This is a genomic window from Mesorhizobium sp. GW821-FHT04C10, assembly GCF_059420305.1.
Genome location: NZ_JBWKTL010000001.1, coordinates 6,764,019 through 6,784,527, shown reverse-complemented (window position 1 = coordinate 6,784,527; position 20,509 = coordinate 6,764,019). Strand labels below are relative to the sequence as shown.

Here is a 20,509-nt window from a genome sequence, read left to right as displayed (position 1 = left end):
TTTTTTACGCGTGGTAAACTCGAAACATATAACCTGATATACATGGCCTGGCATGCGATCCATCTGGCGCGGGCCGTCTTCGGTTGCTTGGTAAAGACAAGTATAAATTTGCATAAAATTTTAAACAAAATGGGGTTTATCAAGTACAGGAAACTTATCCACCTTCCTTTGCAATAATTTGAGACGGGATTGATAGCGTCCACAGTCAAAGGTGGGCGTTATGAAAAAAGAAAAATCTGCCCTGGGGGCAATCGGGCTCAAGGCGCTGCTGCTGGCAATCGGAATCACGGGCCTGCCGCAGCCGTCGTCCGCGAGTACGTTCTCGAGCAGCGTCGGTTCTGTGGATTCGCTGCTGGCAAGGGTCGAAACGCCTCCCACCCTCGGTGGTATTTCGCTGCTGCGGCCGAAGCCTTGGCAGCCCGCCTCGGCCTACAGGATCGGCACGGTTTTCGGCAGCTACGGGCCTGCCGCCATCGACCGGGAAAACGGCTCTTCGGCGATGCAGGGCAATGTCGGGATCGATCCCATCCAGACGGCGTCGATAATTCCCGGCGTGTTCGGATCGGTTGCGCTGTCCATGCACAATTTCCCGGTCTCCGCGCGTTGGGCACCGGTCTACAGGGCGATCGTCGACTGTTCCACCGGCAGCGCTTGCGACGGCAAGAACAGCATCTTCACCGCGATCGTCAATGTTGCCAAGGACAAGCGGTTCATCGACAAGCTGTCCTTCATCAACTCAAGCATAAACCACGCGATCGCCTACAAGAAGGACAGCGTGGTTTACGGCAAGCTCGACTACTGGGCCAAGCCTTCGGAAGTTCTTGAGCGGCGGGCGGGTGATTGCGAGGATTTCGCCATTCTCAAGATGGCGGCGCTGTTGCGCGCCGGCATCCCGGCGCAGAGCATGTCGCTCGTCGTGCTGCAGGACCGCAAGCGCGGTTTCTTCCATGCCGTGCTGTCTGTCAGCACCGGCAGCGGTGTGTTCATCCTGGACAGCCTGAGCAACGTTGTCTCGCGCGACAGTGATCTCCCCGACTATGTACCGTTGTACTCGTTCAGCACCGACCGCGCGTGGATCCACGGCGCCAGGGCCGGCGCGGCCCAAGTCGCTGATGTCAAAGGCGGCCTTGCGACGGTCGCACCCGGCGAAGGCCTGCAGCCGTAAGCGCTCTGGGAAGGGCAAAGTACTCGATACGGTGCATCTTCGCCCTGAAGTGCGTCGGGTCGAAATGGATCCGTGCGAGGCGCTTCAGGTTTTGGTTTCGCGCCTGTCGTCTTCCCGGAGCGTGACATTTTCGGGCGACATGCATCAGCCGCCGAAAACGAAGGCCATCAGCAGCTCCGGCTCGAGCACCGGCGCCCGCACCGCGTTCAACTGCCCACGGTAGCGGCGATCGCCCGCGCCGATGACGAAACCGGTGGCGACCGGCGTTTCGCCATTGGCGTCGAGCCGTGCGAATATGTCCGCGACATTGAGGTCCAGAGCAAGCTTCAGGTCGTTGCGCGCATCTTCATTTGGCGCCACCGGCAATTGACGTCTGACCAGTTGCTGGAACGGCGCGTTGAAGGTCAGGATCTTCTTGGACGAAGACAGCGCGAAAGCCGGTGACGGGCAACTGACCAGAATGGCGCTGATCGTCTTGATCGACGCGAGCCTTCGCAAGGTCTGGTTTTCGTCGGCCAATCCGCGCATGCAGGCCACACGAATTGCCGATGTCAGGTTTCCTGTGTTGGTATGGCTCTCCGCGATCTCGTCGATGAGCATGCCGATGGTGCATTTGCGGCTTTCGGCCATCTGCTTCAGCGAGGTCCAGAAAGCCCGCTCCAGACGAATGCCGCGTCGCGTACCGCCACGCGCCACAACCCGGAATTCCAGCCCGAAATCCTCTGTCGCCATGGGTGGAAGCAGCCGCTCGCGACCAGCGAGAGGGGAGGTAGCGCTATCGCTCACTCATTGCCTCCTCTCGGGCCTTGTTGATCGGCTTCAGCAGATAGGTGAGGATGGTTTTGCGTCCGGTCTTGATGTCGACCGAACAGATCATGCCGGGGATGATCGAATAGGTCTTGCCATCCCGGGTCAGCGTCGACCTCTCTGTTGCCACGCGTACCTGATAGTAAGGCTCGCCCGTCTTCTGGTCGACCAGACTGTCGGCGGTGATGTTGGAGACCTTGCCCTCAATGCCGCCGAAGATCGAGAAATCATAAGCGGTTATCTTGATCAGCGCGTCCTGGTCCGGCCGGATGAAGGCAACATCCCGTGGTGAAACCCGCGCTTCGACCAGCAGCGTCTCGGAAGTCGGAACGATGCCGGCCACGACCGCGCCGGGCTGCACGAACGAACCAAGCGTGTTGACATCAAGCGTGTTGACGATCCCGTCGACAGGGGAGCGTATGTCCGTGCGCGCCACCTTGTCGGTGGCTCCGCGTATGGTCTCATCGACAACCGAAAGGTCGGCCAGCGCCTGTGTCAGGTCGCTCAGCGCCTCCTGTTGCAACTGCAGGCCGAGCTCGTTGACTTGAAGCTGGGCTTCGGTGATGGCCGCCTTGGCCTTCTTGATGGTTTCACCGGCGAGGTTCAGCTGCCCATGCAGTTCGGTCTGCTCGCGCTCGACGCGGATCTGCTCGGTCCTCGCCATCAGCCCCTTCTTGACCATGGATTCGACCAGCGCCGTTTCCCGGTCGCTGACTTCGAGGTTCTTGGTGAGGCGGTCGAGATTGGCGTTGGCTTCGTCCAATTCATTCTCGCGCTGATCGAGCCGCGATTTGAGAACGGACAGCTTGACCTGGAAATTGTCCCGGCGCGCGACGAGCAGCTTCTGCTCGTTGTCGCAGATTTCCGGGGCAACCTTCTGGATTTCGGGAGGGCAGGGAAATTGGCCCTCGATATTGCCGCCCTGTTCGAACTTGAGCCGCGCAATGCGCGTCTCAAGTGCCCGTGCCTTTGCCTGTTGCTCGCCAAGGCTGGACGTGTTGAGCGAGTTGTCGAGCCGAATGATCAGATCGTTCTTCTTGACGACCTGTCCGATCTTCACGGCGATTTCCTGGACAACTCCCGGCTCGCTGGCCTGGATGATCTGGGTTTTGGATGCCGGTATGACCTTGCCTTCGCCGCGTGCGATTTCATCGACCTCGGCAAAGGACGCCCAGGCGACGGAAGACACAAACAGTGCCCCCACGATCAATAAGGACGCCGACGCGAAGAGCGGCGGCCGGTCTTCCCTTGCAAGCATGTCATATGCCCCAACGCATTGAATACGTTAAATAAGTTTGTTTTTCAGGCGTTCGTTTTCTGCAGCGCCTGTATCACTTGGTCCTTTGGTCCGTCGGCGACGATCCTGCCTTGCTCGATGACGATAAGCCGGTCGGCCAGCTCGAGCATGCTGAAGCGGTGCGTCGAAACGATCAGCGTCGTGTTCCGGTCGAAAGCCACTTTGAGCTGCTTGATCAGTTGTCGTTCGGAAGCCAGATCCATCGATCCCGACGGCTCGTCCAGGAAGACGATTTTGGGTTTGGTCAGCAACAGCCGGGCAATCGCCATCGTCTGCCTCTGGCCGCCCGAAAGATTGGTGCCGCGCTCGCCGACATTCATGTCGTAGCCACGCGGGTGACGGGAGACGAAATCGTCGACGCCGGCAGCCTTGGCCGCTTCGACAATCTGCTCGTCGGTCGCCTCCGGACAAGCCATCAGGAGGTTCTCCTTGATGGTGCCCGAAAACAGATCGTTGGCTTGCGCGACGATCCCGACCGCGGCGCGAACCTCCGATGGGTGATATTGGCGGATGTCGATCCCGTCCAGCAGCAGCTCGCCTGATGTCGGCAGGAAGAGCCGGCCGATCAGCCGGCCCATGGTGGTCTTTCCCGAGCCTATCCGGCCGATGATGCCGATCCGCTCGCCTGGCCTTACCGAGAAATTCAGGCCGGTCAGGACTTCGTTTTCGGAGCCCGGATAGACAAAGCCGACATTCCTGAACACCATGGCGCCGTTGCGAATGGGCCGGTTGACGAAACCCACCGTGTCCGGGCGATCCTCCGGCTGCTCCATGATCGAGTTGACCATGCGCAAGGAGAGCATGGCCTGGCGAAGTCTGGACAAGGTGATGGCGATCTGGCCAAGGGGAGCCACCGCCCGGCTGGCCAGCATCACGGTGCCGATGATGGCTCCGGTGGAGACGTGTCCTTCAGAAAAGGCGTAGGCGCCGGCCACGATCAGCGCGACGGTGACCAGCTGCTGGATGGCCTGCGTTATATTGCCGGCCGCCGCCGACAACTGCTTGATCTTTTCGGACGTGTTTGATGCGTTCTTGGAATGCTCTCCCCATTTTCGCAACAGATACGCCTCGGCCCGCAGCGACTTGATCGTCTCCAGCGTGGAGATGGATTCCACCAGCAGGGCCTGCCGTTGCGAGGCCTCGTTCATGGAGGCCGCGACGCGCTTCCCGATGCTCCGCTGCGTGACCAGCCCGACGATCACGGAAGCCACGAAGGCAAGAGCCGGTATGATGACCAGCCAGCCGCCGATCGCATAGATGACCAGGAGGAAGACGAACACGAAGGCCGTGTCGATGAAAACGCTGATGGTGTTCGACGTGAAGAATTCGCGCACGAACTCATACTGCGTCACCCGATTTGCGTATTCGCCCGTCGAGCCCGGCCGTGCCGACAGGGATGAGTTCAGCACTTTCTCGAACAGCATGTATGAGATGCGCAGATCCGCCTTGCGTCCGGCATAGTCGATGAGGGACGCCCTGGCGGTCTTCAAAAGCAGGTCGAACAGGATGACCGCGGCGATGCCGATCGACAGAACCCAGAGCGTCGATATCGCCTTGTTCGGCAGGATCCTGTCGTAGACGTTCATGGTGAAGATCGGCGAGGCGATGGCCAGCAGGTTGATGAATACTGCAGACAGGACGACCTTCGAATAAGTGCGCCAGAACGGGCCCATTGTTCCCGTCAGCCAGTGTCGCCGCTCGATCTTCGGCGCGGAACCGACGCTCATCCCTTCTGCTGCGTTGGCATAGGTTATCGAGAAGGAAACGCCGCCACTGATGTAGGTGGCGGCCAGCTCGGATCTGGTGATGGTTACGCGGCCGTCTTCCTGGGGAGCGGTGGTGAACGCGCCGTCCGCGGTTTCGGCCAGCAGGGCAACCGGCAATTGGCCGGCGCGAAACACAATGGCGGGAAGATCGATGCGCCCCCGAAGGAAGTCACGATGGCTGAATTCGGTGATCTCAAGGCCGATGCGCTCGGCAAGATGCCGGATGGCATCGATGTCGATACGCGTGTCCGACAGCGGCACGCCAGCGAACAGCACCGTGTGCGCACTCGGTCTGCCGAGATACCCGGCAATGGCCGAGAAGCAGGCCTTGAACGCCTCCTTCGGGGAGAGGATGTTGGGTTGCTGGTTCACGATCCGCCCGCAGGGACTTTCGATCGCCCCTTACATCCGCTTACTTTTTCCTGACCGGCGCCAGGATATCGAAAGGCAGGTCGTTCTTCTGTTCCGACGGCGTGCGCGCGTAGGTTTCCGTGTCGGCCGTTTCCGGTGCGGCGAACTCTGTCCGTGCGTAGGCCGCGGCCTGCTTGGGCGGGCGGATGTCCATCGTCTTCAGCAACTGCCCGGTCGCCGCCAGAAGCCGATATTGGGCAAAGAGCGAGGCATAGGATGCGGTGTCCGCCAGTGTCGCCGTGTTGAAGCGCGTGTTCTGTGCATCCAGCACGTCGAGCAACGAGCGCTGCCCGACCTTGAATTGCTCGCGATAGGACGCAACCAGCTTCTCGTTGGAGGCGGCCTGCAGCTTCAGGGTCTTTGCCAGGTCGGCCTGCCGGAAGCGGCGATCCCAGGAGGTGCGAACGGCTTCTTCGATTTCCCGCAGCACCTGATGCATCGCAAGGCGCTGCTCGCTGGTGCGACGGATCTGCTCCTGCTCGTTGGCCTTGTCGATGCCGCCCCGGTACAGGTTCCACCGCAGCACCAGGCGTGCCTGCAGGTCCGATGTGTCGCCATTGTCGCCGTCGATGTCATACCCGGCCCGGGCGACGCCTTCGGCGACGATCGAGGGGCCGTATTTCGCGCGGGCCGCGTCGACCAGCGAGGCCGCCGCGGCGATGTCGCTGTTGGCCATATGGACGCGCGGATTGCTCTCCCGCGCAAGGCCGATCGCATCGTCCAGGGACCTTGGCAGCGCGCCGGAAACATCGGCCGGCCGCGACGCATTGGTCAACGGTTTCCCGACAGTCTTGTAGAAGCGTATCCTCGAAGCCTCGAGCTCCTCCGAGGCCTCCTGCATGCGGGCCTTGGCCGCGAACAGCCGCTCTTCGGCCTGCTGCCGGTCGGCTTCGTTCAACCCGCCGCCGGCAATGCCTTCCTGGATGTCGTGCAGCATTGCTTGATGAAAGCCGAGGTTCTTCTTTGCTTCGGCCACGATCGAAGCCTGAAGCATGTATTCGAGATAGTCCTGGACAACCGAGAGGCCGATGAATTCAGACCGCTCCAGGACACGAAACGACGCGCCGTCGACGCGCGAGGCCTGGCGGTTCAACTCGGCCCGTCTCGCGCCGCTGTCATAGAGTGTTTGCGATACCGTCAGATCGGTTTCTGCCGGATAAAGCGCGTCATCCTGTATGGAGAGCACGCGTCGGGAGGAATTGTCGAGACGGCGAGCACCAGCCGACGCTTCCAGGTCGACGCTGGGAAGATAAAGCCCCTTGGCCTGACGCAATTCGAACTCGATTGCTTCGCGATTTTCTATGGCCTGGCCGATTTCGGGATTGGATTCGACGGCGACCGCCACTGCTTCCTTGAGCGAAAGCGCACTCGCACTCCCGCAGGTCAACATCGTAGCCGCCATCAAAAGACCAAGGCGCCTGCCAATGGTCGACATGCTTGTCGTGTTCATCTAATCCGCCCCAACGTTTCCCCAGCGCTCTTTTCCAGCGCTACAACCAAGCCTTATATCGCCTGATTATCCAACAATTTCACGCGATACGTGAGTGAATATTAAATTAGAAGTCCCTAAAAATTGGATTCTGACCATAAGGTTGTGAAATGTAGCAAAAATGGCACAACAACCGGCCCGTCGGGGCGTGCCTGACTGTCGCCAGGAGCGGAAAGCCGAAAGGCGCAAATGGTCGATGCGGGAGAATCGTAAGCCCGCATGACCTGAAAGGCCGTCGCGGAAAATTTGATGACATCTCGGCCAAGATCACGCCGTGGCGGTACGAATGGACCGATGCTGAAGTACTGGCCGTCGGGATGAGCCCCCAAGCAGGCCACAGTCGCGCCCCGCATTAAGCTTCACGCAATCTCTGCAATCTATGCTGACGCCAGATTGTCGAGGATAAAATGAAGCGCAAGTCGATATTACTCTTCGCTTTTCCGGCTTTCATCCTGATGCTTCTGGCAAGCGAGCGAATAGCGACCCTGCTGCTCGGAGCCTATGCCGCCAGCCCTGCCATGTGGCGGATCTGGCTTGAACTGCACCCCTTGTCGGCGATGTTCTGGCAACAGGTCGATCTTGGGCTGGGCGGTTCGATGGTCCTGGATGCCGTCATCCTGGTTGCCGCGGCGGCGGTTTGCTGGGGCGCTTGCCGCATGAGGCGGCCGGCCGCCTTCTTCCTGGCCAACCACGTCGCCTTGCTCTTTGCCGGACTGATGATCGCGTCCAGCAGTCATTCGGAGACGGCGAGCACCGTCGCGGCATTTCCGCTGTCGAACGGCCTCCAATTCGCACTGAAAGTCGATTTTACCTTGCAGAACAGTCTCGTGCTTGTTCTGGGCTTCGCGGCCTGTGCGTACTGCCATGTCGCGTTCCTTCGCGAAACGCGGCTGCGCGGAGAGTCACCGGCCCTGCGTCTCATGGCTTTGGGACGCGATATCTAGCCTGCCGTACCGGCGTTCGAGAGTGCCAATATCTCAGCAGCTTCTCGGATCCCGCCTCAATTGATCTTGCGATAATAGACCTTGCCGTCCGGCGTTTCGGTTCGCTGGTAGGAGGGGTTCGGGGCAGGGGGCGCGGTGCTCTTGCGCTTGGCTGGTCGTGGCGTATCGACAGCGGCGGGTTCGGCCGCGATATCGCTGGTGTTGGAGGATGCATCCGCCACGGTGCTGGTGGTGACGACGACGGGTTCCGCCGCGCCCGCGCTGCCGTCGTCGCGCGCTGACGATGGGTTTTGTTCCAGCCGGGCCAGGCTGCCGTTGACTGCGTTGAAACTGCCCTGCAACTGGCTGTCCAGCCTTTCAAATCGGCTTTGAAAACCGTTGTTGACCGTGTCGAGCCGGGCAACGATCCGCTGCTCGAACGCGCCGAGCTCCTCCAGACGTCCCTCCACGACGCGCAGGTCGGTGATGCCGCGATAGAGGTAGATGGCGGCGGTCGCGTTCAGCACCGCAAACAGTGTCAATCCGACGCCGACCACGACGGCCAGCCGCGACCGGCTCGCATCCCTGTCGAGCAGTTGCGGTTCGATTGGCTCGGCGGCCACGGTCGGCACGTGCGGGTCACTGATCGTCGTCATTGAACCACCACCTTGGTGCCTATTGGCACGCGCTTGAAAAGATCGATCACATCCGTGTTGGTAAGGCGAAAGCATCCAGATGTGCCGTCGAACCCCACGCCAGAGGGATCGTTGGTGCCATGGATGCGATAGAGCGTGTCGTGCCCGTCCCGAAGCAGATAGAGCGCCCGTGCGCCGAGCGGGTTATAGGGGCCCGAAGGCACCAGCTCCGGCAGTTCCGGCTGGCGGGCGCGCATTTCCCTGGGCGGGCGCCACTGCGGCCATTCCGTTTTCGCGCCGACCTTCACGACACCGGTCCAGCCGAATCCGTCACGTCCGACGCTGATCTGGTAGCGCAGCGCCTGGCCCTGACGGGTCACCAGGTAAAGCGCCTTCTCGTTCTTGCGGATGACGATCGTTCCCGGCTGCTCCGTGGTTGCGAAAGCAACCGCCTTGCGCAGGCTGGGGCCCATCGCCGGCAGTGGCGGCCGATCCGAAAGCCCCGATCGCGCATGGGCGAAGTCCTGGGCCGACAGCGCCAGCGCAAGGCTGAGCATGCAGGCGCCGATCAGTCTCGCAGCGGCGTCATGTCTACCGGGCAGCGTCATCGAGCCGCTCTTTGAACATCTTCTTCAGATCCTTGTTGAAGCGTGCCCGGCCATCCACTTCGGAAGGCAGGATCGCCCGGTTCAAGGCATCGGCCAGAAGGGTGTTGTCCAGGGCCACCGATTTGATGTGCGGCGCCTTGAATATCTTCTCGAGCTCACTGCGCGAGAAATGGTTCCCGAACCATTTGCGCTTGTGCTTGTTGGCGACGAGCGTGATGCTGATCGCATTGCCGCGCAGCTCGCGGATCTTCTTGTAGAGCCGCTTGCCTTGCCGCAGCGAAGCGACGTTGAGTTCGAAGACGATGAAGATCTCGTCGCTCGTCGAAAGCACCGAATTGTGCCACGGCGTCTCGAGATTGGGCAGGTCGATGACGATGTCGTCGAAGCGGTAGGCGACGAGGTCGAGCAGCCGGAAGACGAAATCGCTGCCTTGCGGCTCGAACGGCAGCTGCGGTCTCTCGAACGCGTAGAGGGTGAGACCCGACGGGCGCGACAGCTTGATGACATCCATCAGCTCGACATCGAGCCTTTCCGGCTGGCCGATGATGCCCGCCAGATCGAACTGGTTGAACAGATTGAGGTAGGCGCCGCAATTGGCGCTCTGGAAATCGAGATCGACCAGGCAGGTCGAAGCCGCGCGCTCAGTCGATTTCGAGGCCAGGAATTCGGCCGCCGACAAGGCAAGCGTCGTGGCACCGGCGCCACCGCTGGCGCTGATGAAGGTGATGATGCGGCTTTTGGTTCCCTGGTTGCCGGTATCATGGAAGGTCACCGCGTTGAGCAGTTCCTTGCCGTCGAGCGGCTTGTGCAGCCAGTCCGAAGCGTTCATGCGCACCAGCACGCGCGTCTGTTCCGACGTCAGCTCATCGGAAACCGCGATCAGCGGCACCGACGCCCACAGCGCGCGCGCCTCGACAATGCCTGACCTGCCGAGCAGGCCGCCATTGGCTAGATCGAGGATGACGATGCCGGGGCGCGTATCGGCGGGCGGACCTTTCAGAAAATCATCCGTCTCGGAGATCCTGACATCATAGATCGCCAGGGCATCGAGCCGCGTCGCCACCTCGCGCTTGAAAGCCGGATCGGACGAAAACAACGCCACCTGCTTTCGCTTGGTCGGTGTAACCTTGGTGTTGATGGCGTTCATGGCCAGGTGCTCTTCAAATCTTCGCCCGTAACCGTGCTCAGCATGGAGGGCATGTTGATGTTGGTGAAACCCATCAATCCTTTCAGGAAAAAGAACTGGAAGGTGATATTCTGGAGGTTGACGGTGATAGTCGGCACCGGACCGCCTAACCGGGTCTGATAGCCCAAACCAGTGGCCGTGTAGGTGACGACGACGTTGCTGCGCAGCAGGCCCGGGAAGAAGTGGCACATGCCCGGCCGCTGGTTTGCAGCCAGATTGGGACAGACGTCGTCATTGGTGTTTGTGGTGTCGCCGCGAAAGATGCGGCTGAAATTGGCGGCGCTGAAGCCGCCGCTGTTGCTGCAGCCGCCCGTGCCGGCGGTGTAGGTGCAGACGAAGGGACCATAGGCGCCGGCAACCATCGGGGCGCCGGGAGAAGAGATCGGGCCCGCAGTCGCGAGGTTGGTTGCTACCGCATCCGATATCGAAGCCAGCCGGGCACCGACCTGCACCGCCTTGGTGGCCGCGTTCCATTGATAGAAGGCGTAGCCGAAGTCGACGAAGCCCAATACGAGCGCAAACAGCAGCGACGATACGATGGTCATTTCCACCATCGCCGCCCCGTCTTCCGATTTTGCGAAACGCTGGATCATGGTCAGAACCGGATCAACCGCTCGTCGTGGGAACCCTGCAGCGTTATCGGACCGATGCCGATGAACGACAGCATCCCGACACCGGTATATGGGTAGGTACCGGACGCGCGGACGGTGCAGACTTGTGCCGTGGTGGAGCGATATTGGGTAACGCCGCCCACCACGGTGTCCTGGCAGGAATTGTTCGTGGTCACGGTGACATTCGATGTCTGCCAGCCACTCACCCGCGCAGTATCAGTCACGACGCCGTTAACAACCGTTACAGATGGCTTGCCGTAGACGGCGATGTTCGCGGCAATGGTGGTACAGTTGATCGCCGCCAGCCCGGAGTCGGTATACAATTGACTGTTGCAGCGCGCGGCATAGCGGGCGGCGTCTGTAAGTCCGGCCTCCATCAGCAGCTTGTCGTGGATCAGATTGCCGAACTCGAACACCCCGGCCGACAAGATCAGCATCAGCGGCGTGATCAGTGTCATCTCGACAATCACCGCGCCCCGTTGGTCGTGTCGAAATCGATCAAGATATCGGGACAGCGTCTGGAACATCGCGGTCACCGATAGAGCTGCGCTTCATCGCGCAGGTAGTTGTCGAGCGTGCCATTGCCGCCCTTGCCGGTGATGTCTACCAGCTCGACATAGATATTCTTCCCGTCCTTGATGGGCTCGGTAATGAAGAAACTGCCGAACCTCCTGACCGGGATGCCCGTCTGGCGGCCGCTGAAATTCGTGCCCGAAGCCTGGAGCGCATTGCAGTCGAGGATTGCGCCGTAAAGCAACCGGCGATCTGGGATCGAGATCGGGGTGCCGGCTCCCCCAGGCGGGATGCCTGTCTCGCCACCGACGGCAGGGTCCTGATAGATATTGTTGTCGATCTCGTAGCGATAGACTTCATAACGCGTCGGGAGATTGACGCCGGTTCCTGACAGAGCCGGTGGCACGGCACGTGTGGGATGATTGGCGGCCCAGTAGCGCGCGAAATTCCAGTCACCGGCGCCCATGCGGCCGCCCATCATGGTGCAGTTGCCGGCGATCTGGCAGGAATCGCGCTCAAGCCCGACACCCTTTGTCGGGTCTGTTTCATAGTCGACCTTGTTACTCTTGACGAACTGGCTGCCGTTTTTGGCGCCCTTGCGCACATTGACCGCGGGTCCGTCCGAGTAGTTGGACGAATCGATGCCGAAGCGCGAGTTGATGCCGTTCTCGACAGGGCCAGCGTTCTGCCCCGGCTCGGTGGTGACGCCGTCGCGCGAATAACAATTCTGCGGTTTGGAGTCGGCGAGCATTTTTTCGAGCTGGTTGGCACCGTTGCCGAACGGAGAAGCCAGGAAAGCGAAGTTGCCGGGAAAGTAGGATCCGTCTCCGCGCAGCACGATTTGGCGGCGCCGATATTGCCTGGTTTGTGCCGCCTGTTCCAGCGTAACGCCGCCGGTGATGGTTGTGTCCTCATACGGATTGCACATGAAAACAGGCGTGTAATCGCAGACGCCCGACGTGAACCCGGCAGTCGCCCGGGCAGCTATGCTCATGCTATTGCTGGCCGAATTGCCCGTCAGAAACGACGCTGGAAATATCGCGGCGAAACCGGTTGGCGTGACCTTCACTTCAATGAATGCGGTTTCATCCTCGCCGACGGATTGCGTTGCATTGGCATAGTTTGCGCTGGTGACCAGAGTTCCGTCCGATGCGGGTATGGTCTTCAGGAAACACCACGAAATGTTGCCGGCGCTGTTGCATTGTGCGGTGCCGCCTGGTTGCCCGGACGTCAGGGTGAACCGGCCGGTAGAGCCTACGGTTGAGAAAGTGGCATCGTTGGCAACCAGCGTCGCCATGGCGCGTTCGGCCCTGGCCCATGAACCGGGCAAGCCGTCCAGTTCGGCGGCCCCAGCCAACGCGAAGGCATCCGCCGCCTTCTGCAAATCATTGTGCAGATTGTTGACCCGGCTCATGTCGATCGCCAGCAGCGAGAAGCCGATGATCGCCGGCAGCGTAATGCTGACGAGGATCAGCGCTACCCCCCTCTGGTCGCGCCAGAATGCGCGAATGGTCCGCAGCATAGCCCTTGCCCCTTGCTCCCCTGACGCCAGGATCCCTCGTATGGCCCGGCGTGCTGAAACCGCGTCCTTCCGTTCTGTTCACTGCCCCGTAGTCACACCCGCCCCGCCGACATTGACCGTGATGGCCGGTGGTGGCGGCGGCGGTGGTGGAAATTTGTAGTTGTGCGCCACGGCGGCTGCGCGAGCACCGTCGCCTTCGATGCGTGTATTCCTGGATGCCGGATTGAACGGATCGACCGTCTGCAGCAGCGAGTTGTATCTCTGCGTGTCGCCGGCCGCCAAAGTCACTGAATCGTAGTGGTTCAGATAGTCCGCGGCGCAGCCTGACAATGCGCTGGCGCACAGGATGGGGATCAAGATCCTATTTCTTGACATAGAGCATCTTGTCCTTCGATTTGAAGTCGAGCATGTGCCCATAGGGGCCGGTGACGCCGTCGCCGGTCTCATATTTTCGGATCATGTCCTTGTTCACCTCGAGCTGACCAAGGACGAAGAATTCCGGATCGTTGGCCGGCCGCGTCTTGTCGAACGGTGTCGCCAGTTGTTCGCCGGGTTTCACGGGCCGCACGATGTGCGGCGTGACGATGACCACCAGTTCGGTCTCTTCCTTCTGGCTGCTCGAATTGCGGAACAGCGTCCCGATGACCGGGACCTGGCCAAGCCACGGCACCTGGTTCTGCAGCTTGGTGGTCTTGCTGGACAAAAGCCCGCCGACCGCGAAGCTCTGGCCGTCGCGTAATTCGACGACGGTGGACAGTTTGCGGTTGGTGAAGATCGGGTCGCCGGCGGTGGTGAAGCCGTTTAGGTCGCTGACTTCCGGCGCCAGGTTCATGTGGATCTTGCCATCGTCAAGTACGACCGGCGTGAACAGAAGATTAACGCCGAACTGCTTGTAGACGATGCTTATTTCGCCATTCTTGTCGAGAGTTCGGATAGGGACTTCACCACCGGCGTTGAAGCTTGCCTGCTCGCCGGAAAGCGTGGTGAGATTGGGATTGGCAAGCGTGCGCACCGCGCCCTTGGCCTCGAGCGCCTCGATATACAAATCGACCTTGATATTGCTGTCGATGACGCGAGTGAGCAGCGCTCCAAAGGGAGTGGAGGTGGACAGAAGGTCGCTGAGCAGAGCTCCTGAGCCGAGCACTTCCTTGTTTTCATCGACCGCGGCAATGCCCGTTCCGACTTTGGTCGTGCCGCTGCTATTCGTGCTCTTGATCGACACCCCGAGGTCGCGGCCTGAGTTGCGCTTGGCTTCCAGCACGCGCACCTCGAGATTGACCTGCTGGCTGTCGTCGACGATCACCGAGTTGATGATGGCGTCAGGACCATATTGCTGCGCGACTTCCATGATCGCCGCCAGCGTGGCGCCGTCCTTGACGTGGCCGGCAAGCCTGACCCTGCCATTGACCGAGCCGATCTCGATGCGCGACTTGGGCGCCACCTGCCTGATGGCTTGCGCCATGTCGCCGACGTCGACGCCGACCTCGATCTGGATGACACCGAGCGAGCGCTTGTCGGTCGAGAACAGATTGACCGTGGTGGTGCCGGCGCCCTTGCCGATGACATAGAGCGTGCGGTCGGTCATCGGCTGGGCATCGGCGATCTTCTCGTCGCCAACGACGATATCGCCCAGATTGGCATTCACCTGCAAAGTCACCGATTGCGACATCGGCAGGAAAACACGGTGGACGCTGGGGCTCGACACGTCGATGAAGCGGTCGGCCGCATCGGCCGCAAGGCTCGATAGCAACAGTGCAGCCAGAGCCGACAACGCGGCCGCCCCCATCCTCACCCAAGACCCTTGCATCCCCGTCTCCCCAATCGCCGCTGGCGGCGGCGCCAACCTGGTCGCGGCGCCTTTGTTATGGCTGCCGCGGCACGTCATATGTTTCGAGCTTCACACCTCGGAAGACGCCCACCGTCGCGCGCGCCGGCGGTTCCGGCTGCACGTACTTGACGACTTCCTTGACGACTTCGTGGACTTCCGGCGCCGACACCACGGCCGGAGCGGGCTTCACCTTGCTCAACTGGTCGATCTGGCTGCCGACTCGCTCCACCGCCTGCGCAAGGCCGGCGATCTTGTCGTCCGCGCGCTTGCGTTCAGCCGCGGCCTCCGCTTCCGCCGCGGCCTTCTTGTTGAGCTCAGCCTGCCTTACGGCGACGTCAGCCGGCGTTTCGCCGGTCAGGTCGGAAAGCGTCACGCGTTCGGTGGTCTCGCCCTTGCTGGCCGCGGCCTGGCGCAGCGCCAGCGACAATTGGCCGGCGCCTGCCGCCAGCGTCAGCTTCTGCGCATCCTTGGTGCTGGCCTCGAGCGTCACCGATTTGACGACAGTCGGGCTGTCCTTGCTCGCATCAGCAACCTGGTCGACGGCGAGCACCTTCATGCTTTGCAGCAGCACGTCGACAAAACTCTGGTCCGCGCCATCATTGCCGCGCACGGTTCGCGTCAGCAACACGTCGACGCGGTCGCCCGGAAAGACGAATCCGGCGACGCCGAGCACGTCATTGACGCGGATGGAAACGGCCTTCATGCCCTCGCCGAGCACAGCCGAAAGCGTGGCGCGCTGGCCCGGACCCGTGATCTTGCTGGCGAGCACGGGTTCGTTGACGCCGATCGCCTGCAATGCCTGCTTGGGGCCTCCGCCGGCCGGAACGTCCTTCGTCAGAAGTTCTTCCGCGGTCTTGAAGGCGCCCGCCGGAACCGCGCCAGACGGCCACGCGACCTCACGCAATTTGTCGGCGGACAGCGTATCGCCGAACTTGAGTGCCACGGCGGCCACGACAACCGTGTCGCGCTGAACGTCATTTGTCTGTGCCATCGCGCTACGCTGGTTTGCCAGCCAGATATTGGCGAGCACCACAGCCAGCACGCCGAACACGCCGGCAAGAACGATCATGATTACAGTATTAGCGCGCATGGTTCCCGCCCTCGGCCGCTATTGCACTGGAAAGATCCAGGCCTGGGCGCAGGGCTCAGGCCTGGGTATCGACCGTCAATTGGCGGCGGTAAGGTTAGCGTTCAGGGCCGTCCACTTGGTGTTGACCCATCCGCCGACCGTCACAATCGTTGCGATCACTGCCACGGTGATGATGCCGAGCAGGATCGTGTATTCGACCATGGCAGCGCCGTTTTCGTCGTCGCGGAACTGCCGGGTCACCGTCATGAGCTTTTTCACGGAAACTTCCTCTTGTTCGGTCTGAACCGGATGAGAAGAGCAGGAACCAATCCGTCCTGACTTTCTCTTGCAAAGGGCCCAAGCCACATGAGCCTGGGTCCTTTGCGGATTCTCAGATTCAGTGGCCTGTAAGGTTAGCGTTCAGGGCCGTCCACTTGGTGTTGACCCACCCGCCGACCGTTACGATGGTTCCGATCACTGCCACGGTAATGATGCCGAGCAGGATCGTGTATTCGACCATGGCAGCGCCGTTCTCATCGTCGCGGAACTGCCGGGTCATCGTCATGAGCTCTTTCACGAAAACTTCCTCTTCTTTGGTTTCTTCGGTCTGAACCGACTTCAGATCAGTGGCCGTTGATCGTGGAATTCAAGACTGTCCACTTGTTGCCGACCCATGTGCCGACCGTCACGATGGTTCCGATCACTGCCACGGTGATGATGCCGAGCAGGATCGTGTATTCGACCATGGCAGCGCCGTTCTCATCGTCGCGGAACTGCCGGGTCATCGTCATGAGTTTCTTCATGTCAATTTCTCCTTTTGGAGTTGAACCCGACGAGACAGAGCCAAGGATGTACCCCATACCCAGCATCCCCCGTCACGTTGATCCTAGGTCGCGCAAAAAAGCAGAGTCAAACGGGATTAAGGGTCCTTTAACTTTCATATACCTGATTTGACAAGAAGACAGCGGATAAAAATCTTAGCAAGAGATTGATTCGTATCATTTTTCAATCGTTCTTAACCATTCGTTCACAATTCCGCCCTGCATGCGACGGGATTATAGAAGAATTAGCTATTCCGCATATTCCTTTATATCTAAGGGTTTAAGAGGCATACTGCGATGAGTCCGGGTGGAGGGGACGTTCGGGCATGGAAGGGGCGCGAATCGAATGGCTGCATGTCGCGAGCCGCATCAAATAAACAAATGAATGCCGGGTCGATGACTTTAACTATGTTGAAAGTATTGGCTGTTCGCAGGCCATCCTGGCGCTTGTGCCGGCGGTGGTTAACGTTTAGTTTCCGCTAATATGCGTCTGAGGGGAATATAGGCGATTATGCTGGGGCGATTCATCAGGGGGGCAGGCGAACAGCAGGCGGCGACAAAGGCCGAGTCGGCGGCGGTGCTGCCTGTCACTCCGTCCCTTTCGCCAGCCGCTGATATCGAATCGCATGGGGACGATTTTCTGACGCTCAAGGTCGAGCTTCATCGCCACCTTATCGATCGGTTCAACCTCGCCACTCTTGAAAATGCCTCCAAGGATGAGATCCTGAATGAGATCCGCCCGATCGTTCGTGAGTTCGTTCGAAACAGAAGCGTGCCGCTGAACGCACGCGAACTCGACCAGCTGACCAGCGACACTGCCGACGAGATGCTGGGGCTGGGGCCGATCGAGCCGCTGCTGAAGGACGATTCGATTTCCGACATCCTGATCAACACCCACGACCGCGTCTTCATCGAACGCCGCGGTGTAATCGAGGAGACCGCGATCCGGTTTCGCGACGAGGCGCATCTGCTGCGCGTCATCGGCAAGATTGTTTCGGCGATCGGCAGGCGCGTCGACGAGTCGGCGCCGATGGTCGATGCCCGCCTGGAAGACGGGTCTCGTGTCAATATTGCGGTGCGGCCGGTCTCGGTCGACGGCCCGCTGGTGTCGATCCGCAAATTTTCCAAGAATCCATATTCGCTCGAACGGTTGATGGCGCTCAATTCAATCCGCCAGCCGATGATCGAGCTGCTGCGCATCGCCGTGCAGGCGCGCAAGTCGATACTGGTCTCCGGCGGCACCGGCAGCGGCAAGACGACGTTGCTCAACGCCCTGTCAAGCTACATCCCGTCCAGGGAGCGCTTGATCACCATCGAGGATGCGGCGGAGTTGCAGTTGCAGCAGCCGCATGTCGGCCGGCTCGAGACGCGGCCGCCCAATGTCGAGGGCAAAGGCGAAGTCCGCCAGCGCGAACTGCTGAAAAACGCGCTTCGCATGCGGCCCGACCGCATCATCGTCGGCGAGGTACGCGGCGAGGAAGCCTTCGACATGCTGCAGGCGATGAACACCGGTCACGAAGGCTCGATGACCACCATCCATGCCAACACGCCGCGCGACGCCATCTCGCGGCTCGAGCAGATGGTCGGCATGGCCGGCATGCCGATGAGCCATGACTCGATCCGGGCGCAGATCGCGTCGGCCATCGATATCATCGTGCAGACGCAACGTCTTTCCGACGGCGGCCGGCGCGTGACGTCCATATCGGAAATCACCGGCATGGAGGGCAATGTCGTCCAGCTCCAGGAAATCTACCATTTCGTCCGGCGCGACATGGGCGCGGACGGCAGCATCGTGGGCGAATTCCGCGCCACCGGTGTTCGGCCGCGCTTTGCCCAGGAAGCGGCGACACTCGGCCATCAGTTCGCCAAGGATGCCTTCAACCCGCAGGTTCCACTCTGATGCTGACCGGGCAGACCTTGCTCTACTTCATTTACGTGCTGGCGGCGGCGTCGGTCATCCTTGCCGGCGAATCCTTTTATCTGTCCTTTGCCGGAAGACGAGCGCGTGCGGGCGCGATCAACCGGCGGCTCAAGCGGCTGGGAGAAGAATCGACTGCTGAACAGAGTTTGCAGGGACTGCTGCAAGAGCGCGGCCTGACCGGTTCCGGCGATTTCAGCTTCGGCGCGATAGGGCTGAACCGGCTCTACACCCAGTCCGGCATCACCGGTAACCCACTGGCTTTCGCGGCCGTGTTCCTGTTTGCGGGCCTCTCGCTGGCACTTGTGCTGACATTGCTTCTGGGTTTTTCCGTTCCGGTCGCGGTCATTGTTTTTTTGCTTGTCGGATTCGCGTTGCCGCTTCTCGTTCTACGGCGCGCCCGAAACAAGCGTATCCAGAAATTCGCCACGCAACTGCCAGATGCGCTCGACATGATCGTGCGCTCGCTACGCGCCGGCCACCCGACTACCGTGGCGATCGGGCTGGTCGCCCGTGAAATGCCGGATCCGCTAGGAACTGAATTCGGCATCGTGTCCGATGAAATCACATTCGGCCTCAGTCTCGAACAGGCGGTTCGAAAGCTGTCGGAGAGGGTGGGATTCGAGGGACTTCACCTTCTGTCCGTATCGCTCTCGATCCAATCCAAGACTGGCGGCAACCTCACCGAGATCCTGTCCAACCTGTCATCCGTGCTGCGCGAACGGCGCAAGATGCGGCTGAAGATAAGGGCGCTTTCAGCCGAGGGCCGTGTGTCGGCCTGGATCATCTCGCTGTTTCCAGTGCTGATGTTCGGCATCCTCTATGTCGTCGCTCCGACATTCTACGGCGATGTGTGGGGCAGTCCGCTCATTCTGCCGGTGTTTCTGATCTTTGGGCTTTGGGCGCTGCTGGGCGATTTCATCATGTATCGGATGGTCAATTTCGATCTCTGAGGGGCGGGACATAGACTTCGTGACCAATATTGGAAATTCGCCCATGCTGCTCTCTCTTGCCGTCTTTGGGGCGGCGGCGGCGCTTTTTCTGGTGGCCGCGCTCGTCATCACGCCGGTCCTCCAGACCAGAAGGCTGGTTGCCCGGAACCTGTTGTCCGAGGGCATAACCAATCGCCGCTCGCTTTTGGGCCAGGAACAACTGGCCAGGATTTCGGCGCAGCGGCCGGTGGATGCCTACTTCCGCGCGCTGGAGAAGGAGCGCGGTCAGCCGAATGCGCTGGAAGCGAAATTGTTTCGAGCCGGGTTCCATCAGCCAAGTGCGCCGGTAATCTACACGCTGTCGCGGCTCGGTGCGGTCTGTGTCGGTTTTCTGGCTGGTTACGCACTCCTGTCCCGGCTGTTGCCGCCCCAATTGCCCGGGTTTCTCGCCTTTGCCGGCGCTGCTCTCTTCGGCCTCGCCTGCATCGTGGTGCCAAGTATCCTGCTCGACCGCTTCGAGAATGGGCAAAAGCAGATATATCGCCGTAGCTTTCCTGACTTCATGGACATGATGATCACTTGCGCCGACGCGGGCATGAGCCTGGAGGCGGCGGTGGAACGCGTCGGCACTGAATTGGCCAGCACCCACAAATGGCTCGGCATTCAGCTATCGATCATGAATTTGCAGTTGCGTGCCGGCAAGCCGCTGCGAGAAGCGCTGCATGAGCTCTCGGACCGTATCGGCCTCGAAGAGGCGCGGGCGCTGGCGGTTTTGTTCCGGCAGTCGGAAGAACTGGGCACCAGCCTGACCGACGCCTTGCGCGTCTACAGCGACGAGATGCGCGGCCAGCGGATTCTTCTGGCCGAGGAACGCGCCAATGCCTTGCCGGTCAAGATGATGATTCCATTGGGACTTTGCATTTTCCCGGTGGTGATGATGGTCATCATGCTGCCTCTCATCATTCGCATGAAGGGCATTTTCTTCTGAATAGGTATATGCTTTGGTTC

The 20,509-nt window shown here is 60.5% G+C and carries 21 protein-coding genes; 5 read left to right on the top strand and 16 right to left on the bottom strand.

The genetic code is table 11. The annotated features are described in order from the left end of the window. Positions 1-220 precede the first annotated feature (220 nt). Positions 221-1,165, top strand: coding sequence for a transglutaminase-like cysteine peptidase (locus AC07UC_RS32425; RefSeq protein WP_494908723.1), 945 nt, complete (start codon positions 221-223; stop codon positions 1,163-1,165). A gap of 144 nt (positions 1,166-1,309) precedes the next feature. Here AC07UC_RS32425 and AC07UC_RS32420 read toward each other — a convergent pair whose 3' ends face one another. From AC07UC_RS32420 to AC07UC_RS32405, 4 genes are read right to left on the bottom strand one after another with little or no spacing between them, the layout of a single operon-like run. Further along, a complete protein-coding gene (locus AC07UC_RS32420) occupies positions 1,310-1,951 on the bottom strand; it encodes a ribbon-helix-helix domain-containing protein (protein WP_494908722.1) in 642 nt (213 codons plus the stop codon). Continuing rightward, entirely contained in the window at positions 1,941-3,230 is a 1,290-nt protein-coding gene (locus AC07UC_RS32415) for an HlyD family type I secretion periplasmic adaptor subunit (RefSeq protein ID WP_140774779.1), read from the bottom strand. Before AC07UC_RS32415 ends, AC07UC_RS32420 begins: the two co-directional genes overlap by 11 nt. 44 nt (positions 3,231-3,274) lie before the next feature. Then, positions 3,275-5,407 carry a type I secretion system permease/ATPase gene (locus tag AC07UC_RS32410; protein ID WP_494908721.1) on the bottom strand — a complete coding sequence of 711 codons (2,133 nt, stop codon included), beginning with the start codon at positions 5,405-5,407 and terminating at the stop codon, positions 3,275-3,277. 40 nt (positions 5,408-5,447) lie between these two features. Next, complete coding sequence (locus tag AC07UC_RS32405; RefSeq protein ID WP_494908720.1) at positions 5,448-6,896, bottom strand: TolC family protein; 1,449 nt, start codon at positions 6,894-6,896, stop codon at positions 5,448-5,450. 446 nt (positions 6,897-7,342) lie between these two features. Between AC07UC_RS32405 and AC07UC_RS32400 the strand changes: the two genes are divergently transcribed. Next, the gene (locus AC07UC_RS32400) at positions 7,343-7,879 is read left to right on the top strand and encodes a hypothetical protein (RefSeq protein WP_494908719.1); all 537 of its coding nucleotides are present in this window, start codon (positions 7,343-7,345) and stop codon (positions 7,877-7,879) included. Between the two features lie 56 nt (positions 7,880-7,935). On the opposite strand, the gene AC07UC_RS32395 is transcribed toward AC07UC_RS32400, so the two are convergent. The 12 genes from AC07UC_RS32395 to AC07UC_RS32340 all read right to left on the bottom strand — a co-directional run bounded on the left by AC07UC_RS32395 (position 7,936) and on the right by AC07UC_RS32340 (position 16,633). Then, a complete protein-coding gene (locus AC07UC_RS32395) occupies positions 7,936-8,514 on the bottom strand; it encodes a hypothetical protein (RefSeq protein ID WP_494908718.1) in 579 nt (192 codons plus the stop codon). Then, positions 8,511-9,101 carry a L,D-transpeptidase gene (locus tag AC07UC_RS32390; protein ID WP_494908717.1) on the bottom strand — a complete coding sequence of 197 codons (591 nt, stop codon included), beginning with the start codon at positions 9,099-9,101 and terminating at the stop codon, positions 8,511-8,513. The genes AC07UC_RS32395 and AC07UC_RS32390 overlap by 4 nt, the downstream gene beginning before the upstream one ends. Then, positions 9,085-10,248: a CpaE/TadZ family protein gene (locus tag AC07UC_RS32385; RefSeq protein WP_494908716.1), complete on the bottom strand. Its 1,164-nt coding sequence runs from the start codon at positions 10,246-10,248 to the stop codon at positions 9,085-9,087. Before AC07UC_RS32385 ends, AC07UC_RS32390 begins: the two co-directional genes overlap by 17 nt. Further along, a complete protein-coding gene (locus tag AC07UC_RS32380; protein ID WP_140774786.1) occupies positions 10,245-10,880 on the bottom strand; it encodes a TadE/TadG family type IV pilus assembly protein in 636 nt (211 codons plus the stop codon). The genes AC07UC_RS32385 and AC07UC_RS32380 overlap by 4 nt, the downstream gene beginning before the upstream one ends. A 2-nt stretch (positions 10,881-10,882) precedes the next feature. Beyond that, positions 10,883-11,425, bottom strand: a complete 543-nt coding sequence (locus AC07UC_RS32375; RefSeq protein WP_246683325.1) for a TadE/TadG family type IV pilus assembly protein — start codon at positions 11,423-11,425, stop codon at positions 10,883-10,885. A gap of 5 nt (positions 11,426-11,430) precedes the next feature. Next, positions 11,431-12,933, bottom strand: coding sequence for a TadE/TadG family type IV pilus assembly protein (locus tag AC07UC_RS32370; RefSeq protein ID WP_494908715.1), 1,503 nt, complete (start codon positions 12,931-12,933; stop codon positions 11,431-11,433). Positions 12,934-13,011: 78 nt separating this feature from the next. Continuing rightward, a complete protein-coding gene (locus AC07UC_RS32365) occupies positions 13,012-13,290 on the bottom strand; it encodes a hypothetical protein (RefSeq protein ID WP_494908714.1) in 279 nt (92 codons plus the stop codon). Positions 13,291-13,294: 4 nt separating this feature from the next. Next, a complete protein-coding gene (locus tag AC07UC_RS32360; protein WP_494908712.1) occupies positions 13,295-14,740 on the bottom strand; it encodes a type II and III secretion system protein family protein in 1,446 nt (481 codons plus the stop codon). A 55-nt stretch (positions 14,741-14,795) separates the two neighbouring features. Then, a complete protein-coding gene (gene cpaB, locus AC07UC_RS32355) occupies positions 14,796-15,851 on the bottom strand; it encodes a Flp pilus assembly protein CpaB (protein WP_140774791.1) in 1,056 nt (351 codons plus the stop codon). A 75-nt stretch (positions 15,852-15,926) separates the two neighbouring features. Further along, positions 15,927-16,109 carry a Flp family type IVb pilin gene (locus AC07UC_RS32350; RefSeq protein WP_140774792.1) on the bottom strand — a complete coding sequence of 61 codons (183 nt, stop codon included), beginning with the start codon at positions 16,107-16,109 and terminating at the stop codon, positions 15,927-15,929. Between the two features lie 118 nt (positions 16,110-16,227). After that, positions 16,228-16,407 carry a Flp family type IVb pilin gene (locus AC07UC_RS32345; RefSeq protein ID WP_140774793.1) on the bottom strand — a complete coding sequence of 60 codons (180 nt, stop codon included), beginning with the start codon at positions 16,405-16,407 and terminating at the stop codon, positions 16,228-16,230. Between the two features lie 46 nt (positions 16,408-16,453). After that, positions 16,454-16,633, bottom strand: a complete 180-nt coding sequence (locus AC07UC_RS32340; protein WP_140774794.1) for a Flp family type IVb pilin — start codon at positions 16,631-16,633, stop codon at positions 16,454-16,456. Positions 16,634-17,162: 529 nt separating this feature from the next. On the opposite strand from AC07UC_RS32340, the gene AC07UC_RS32335 reads away from it, so the two are divergent. The 3 genes from AC07UC_RS32335 to AC07UC_RS32325 are packed head-to-tail and all read left to right on the top strand — an operon-like array spanning position 17,163 to position 20,489. Continuing rightward, complete coding sequence (locus tag AC07UC_RS32335) at positions 17,163-18,551, top strand: TadA family conjugal transfer-associated ATPase (RefSeq protein WP_140774795.1); 1,389 nt, start codon at positions 17,163-17,165, stop codon at positions 18,549-18,551. Then, on the top strand, positions 18,551-19,522 hold the full coding sequence (locus tag AC07UC_RS32330) for a type II secretion system F family protein (protein WP_494908711.1): 972 nt from the start codon (positions 18,551-18,553) through the stop codon (positions 19,520-19,522). Before AC07UC_RS32335 ends, AC07UC_RS32330 begins: the two co-directional genes overlap by 1 nt. A 43-nt stretch (positions 19,523-19,565) precedes the next feature. Next, complete coding sequence (locus tag AC07UC_RS32325) at positions 19,566-20,489, top strand: type II secretion system F family protein (RefSeq protein WP_494909025.1); 924 nt, start codon at positions 19,566-19,568, stop codon at positions 20,487-20,489. Positions 20,490-20,509: the final 20 nt, after the last annotated feature.

Bases quoted from the DNA above. Each gene is read 5' to 3' on its own strand.
- AC07UC_RS32425 (WP_494908723.1), top strand. From the start codon at position 221: ATGAAAAAAGAAAAATCTGCCCTGGGGGCAATCGGGCTCAAGGCGCTG.
- AC07UC_RS32415 (WP_140774779.1), bottom strand. From the start codon at position 3,230: ATGCTTGCAAGGGAAGACCGGCCGCCGCTCTTCGCGTCGGCGTCCTTA.
- AC07UC_RS32405 (WP_494908720.1), bottom strand. From the start codon at position 6,896: ATGAACACGACAAGCATGTCGACCATTGGCAGGCGCCTTGGTCTTTTG.
- AC07UC_RS32400 (WP_494908719.1), top strand. From the start codon at position 7,343: ATGAAGCGCAAGTCGATATTACTCTTCGCTTTTCCGGCTTTCATCCTG.
- AC07UC_RS32395 (WP_494908718.1), bottom strand. From the start codon at position 8,514: ATGACGACGATCAGTGACCCGCACGTGCCGACCGTGGCCGCCGAGCCA.
- AC07UC_RS32390 (WP_494908717.1), bottom strand. From the start codon at position 9,101: ATGACGCTGCCCGGTAGACATGACGCCGCTGCGAGACTGATCGGCGCC.
- AC07UC_RS32385 (WP_494908716.1), bottom strand. From the start codon at position 10,248: ATGAACGCCATCAACACCAAGGTTACACCGACCAAGCGAAAGCAGGTG.
- AC07UC_RS32380 (WP_140774786.1), bottom strand. From the start codon at position 10,880: ATGATCCAGCGTTTCGCAAAATCGGAAGACGGGGCGGCGATGGTGGAA.
- AC07UC_RS32375 (WP_246683325.1), bottom strand. From the start codon at position 11,425: ATGTTCCAGACGCTGTCCCGATATCTTGATCGATTTCGACACGACCAA.
- AC07UC_RS32370 (WP_494908715.1), bottom strand. From the start codon at position 12,933: ATGCTGCGGACCATTCGCGCATTCTGGCGCGACCAGAGGGGGGTAGCG.
- AC07UC_RS32360 (WP_494908712.1), bottom strand. From the start codon at position 14,740: ATGCAAGGGTCTTGGGTGAGGATGGGGGCGGCCGCGTTGTCGGCTCTG.
- cpaB (WP_140774791.1), bottom strand. From the start codon at position 15,851: ATGCGCGCTAATACTGTAATCATGATCGTTCTTGCCGGCGTGTTCGGC.
- AC07UC_RS32340 (WP_140774794.1), bottom strand. From the start codon at position 16,633: ATGAAGAAACTCATGACGATGACCCGGCAGTTCCGCGACGATGAGAAC.
- AC07UC_RS32335 (WP_140774795.1), top strand. From the start codon at position 17,163: ATGCTGGGGCGATTCATCAGGGGGGCAGGCGAACAGCAGGCGGCGACA.
- AC07UC_RS32330 (WP_494908711.1), top strand. From the start codon at position 18,551: ATGCTGACCGGGCAGACCTTGCTCTACTTCATTTACGTGCTGGCGGCG.
- AC07UC_RS32325 (WP_494909025.1), top strand. From the start codon at position 19,566: ATGCTGCTCTCTCTTGCCGTCTTTGGGGCGGCGGCGGCGCTTTTTCTG.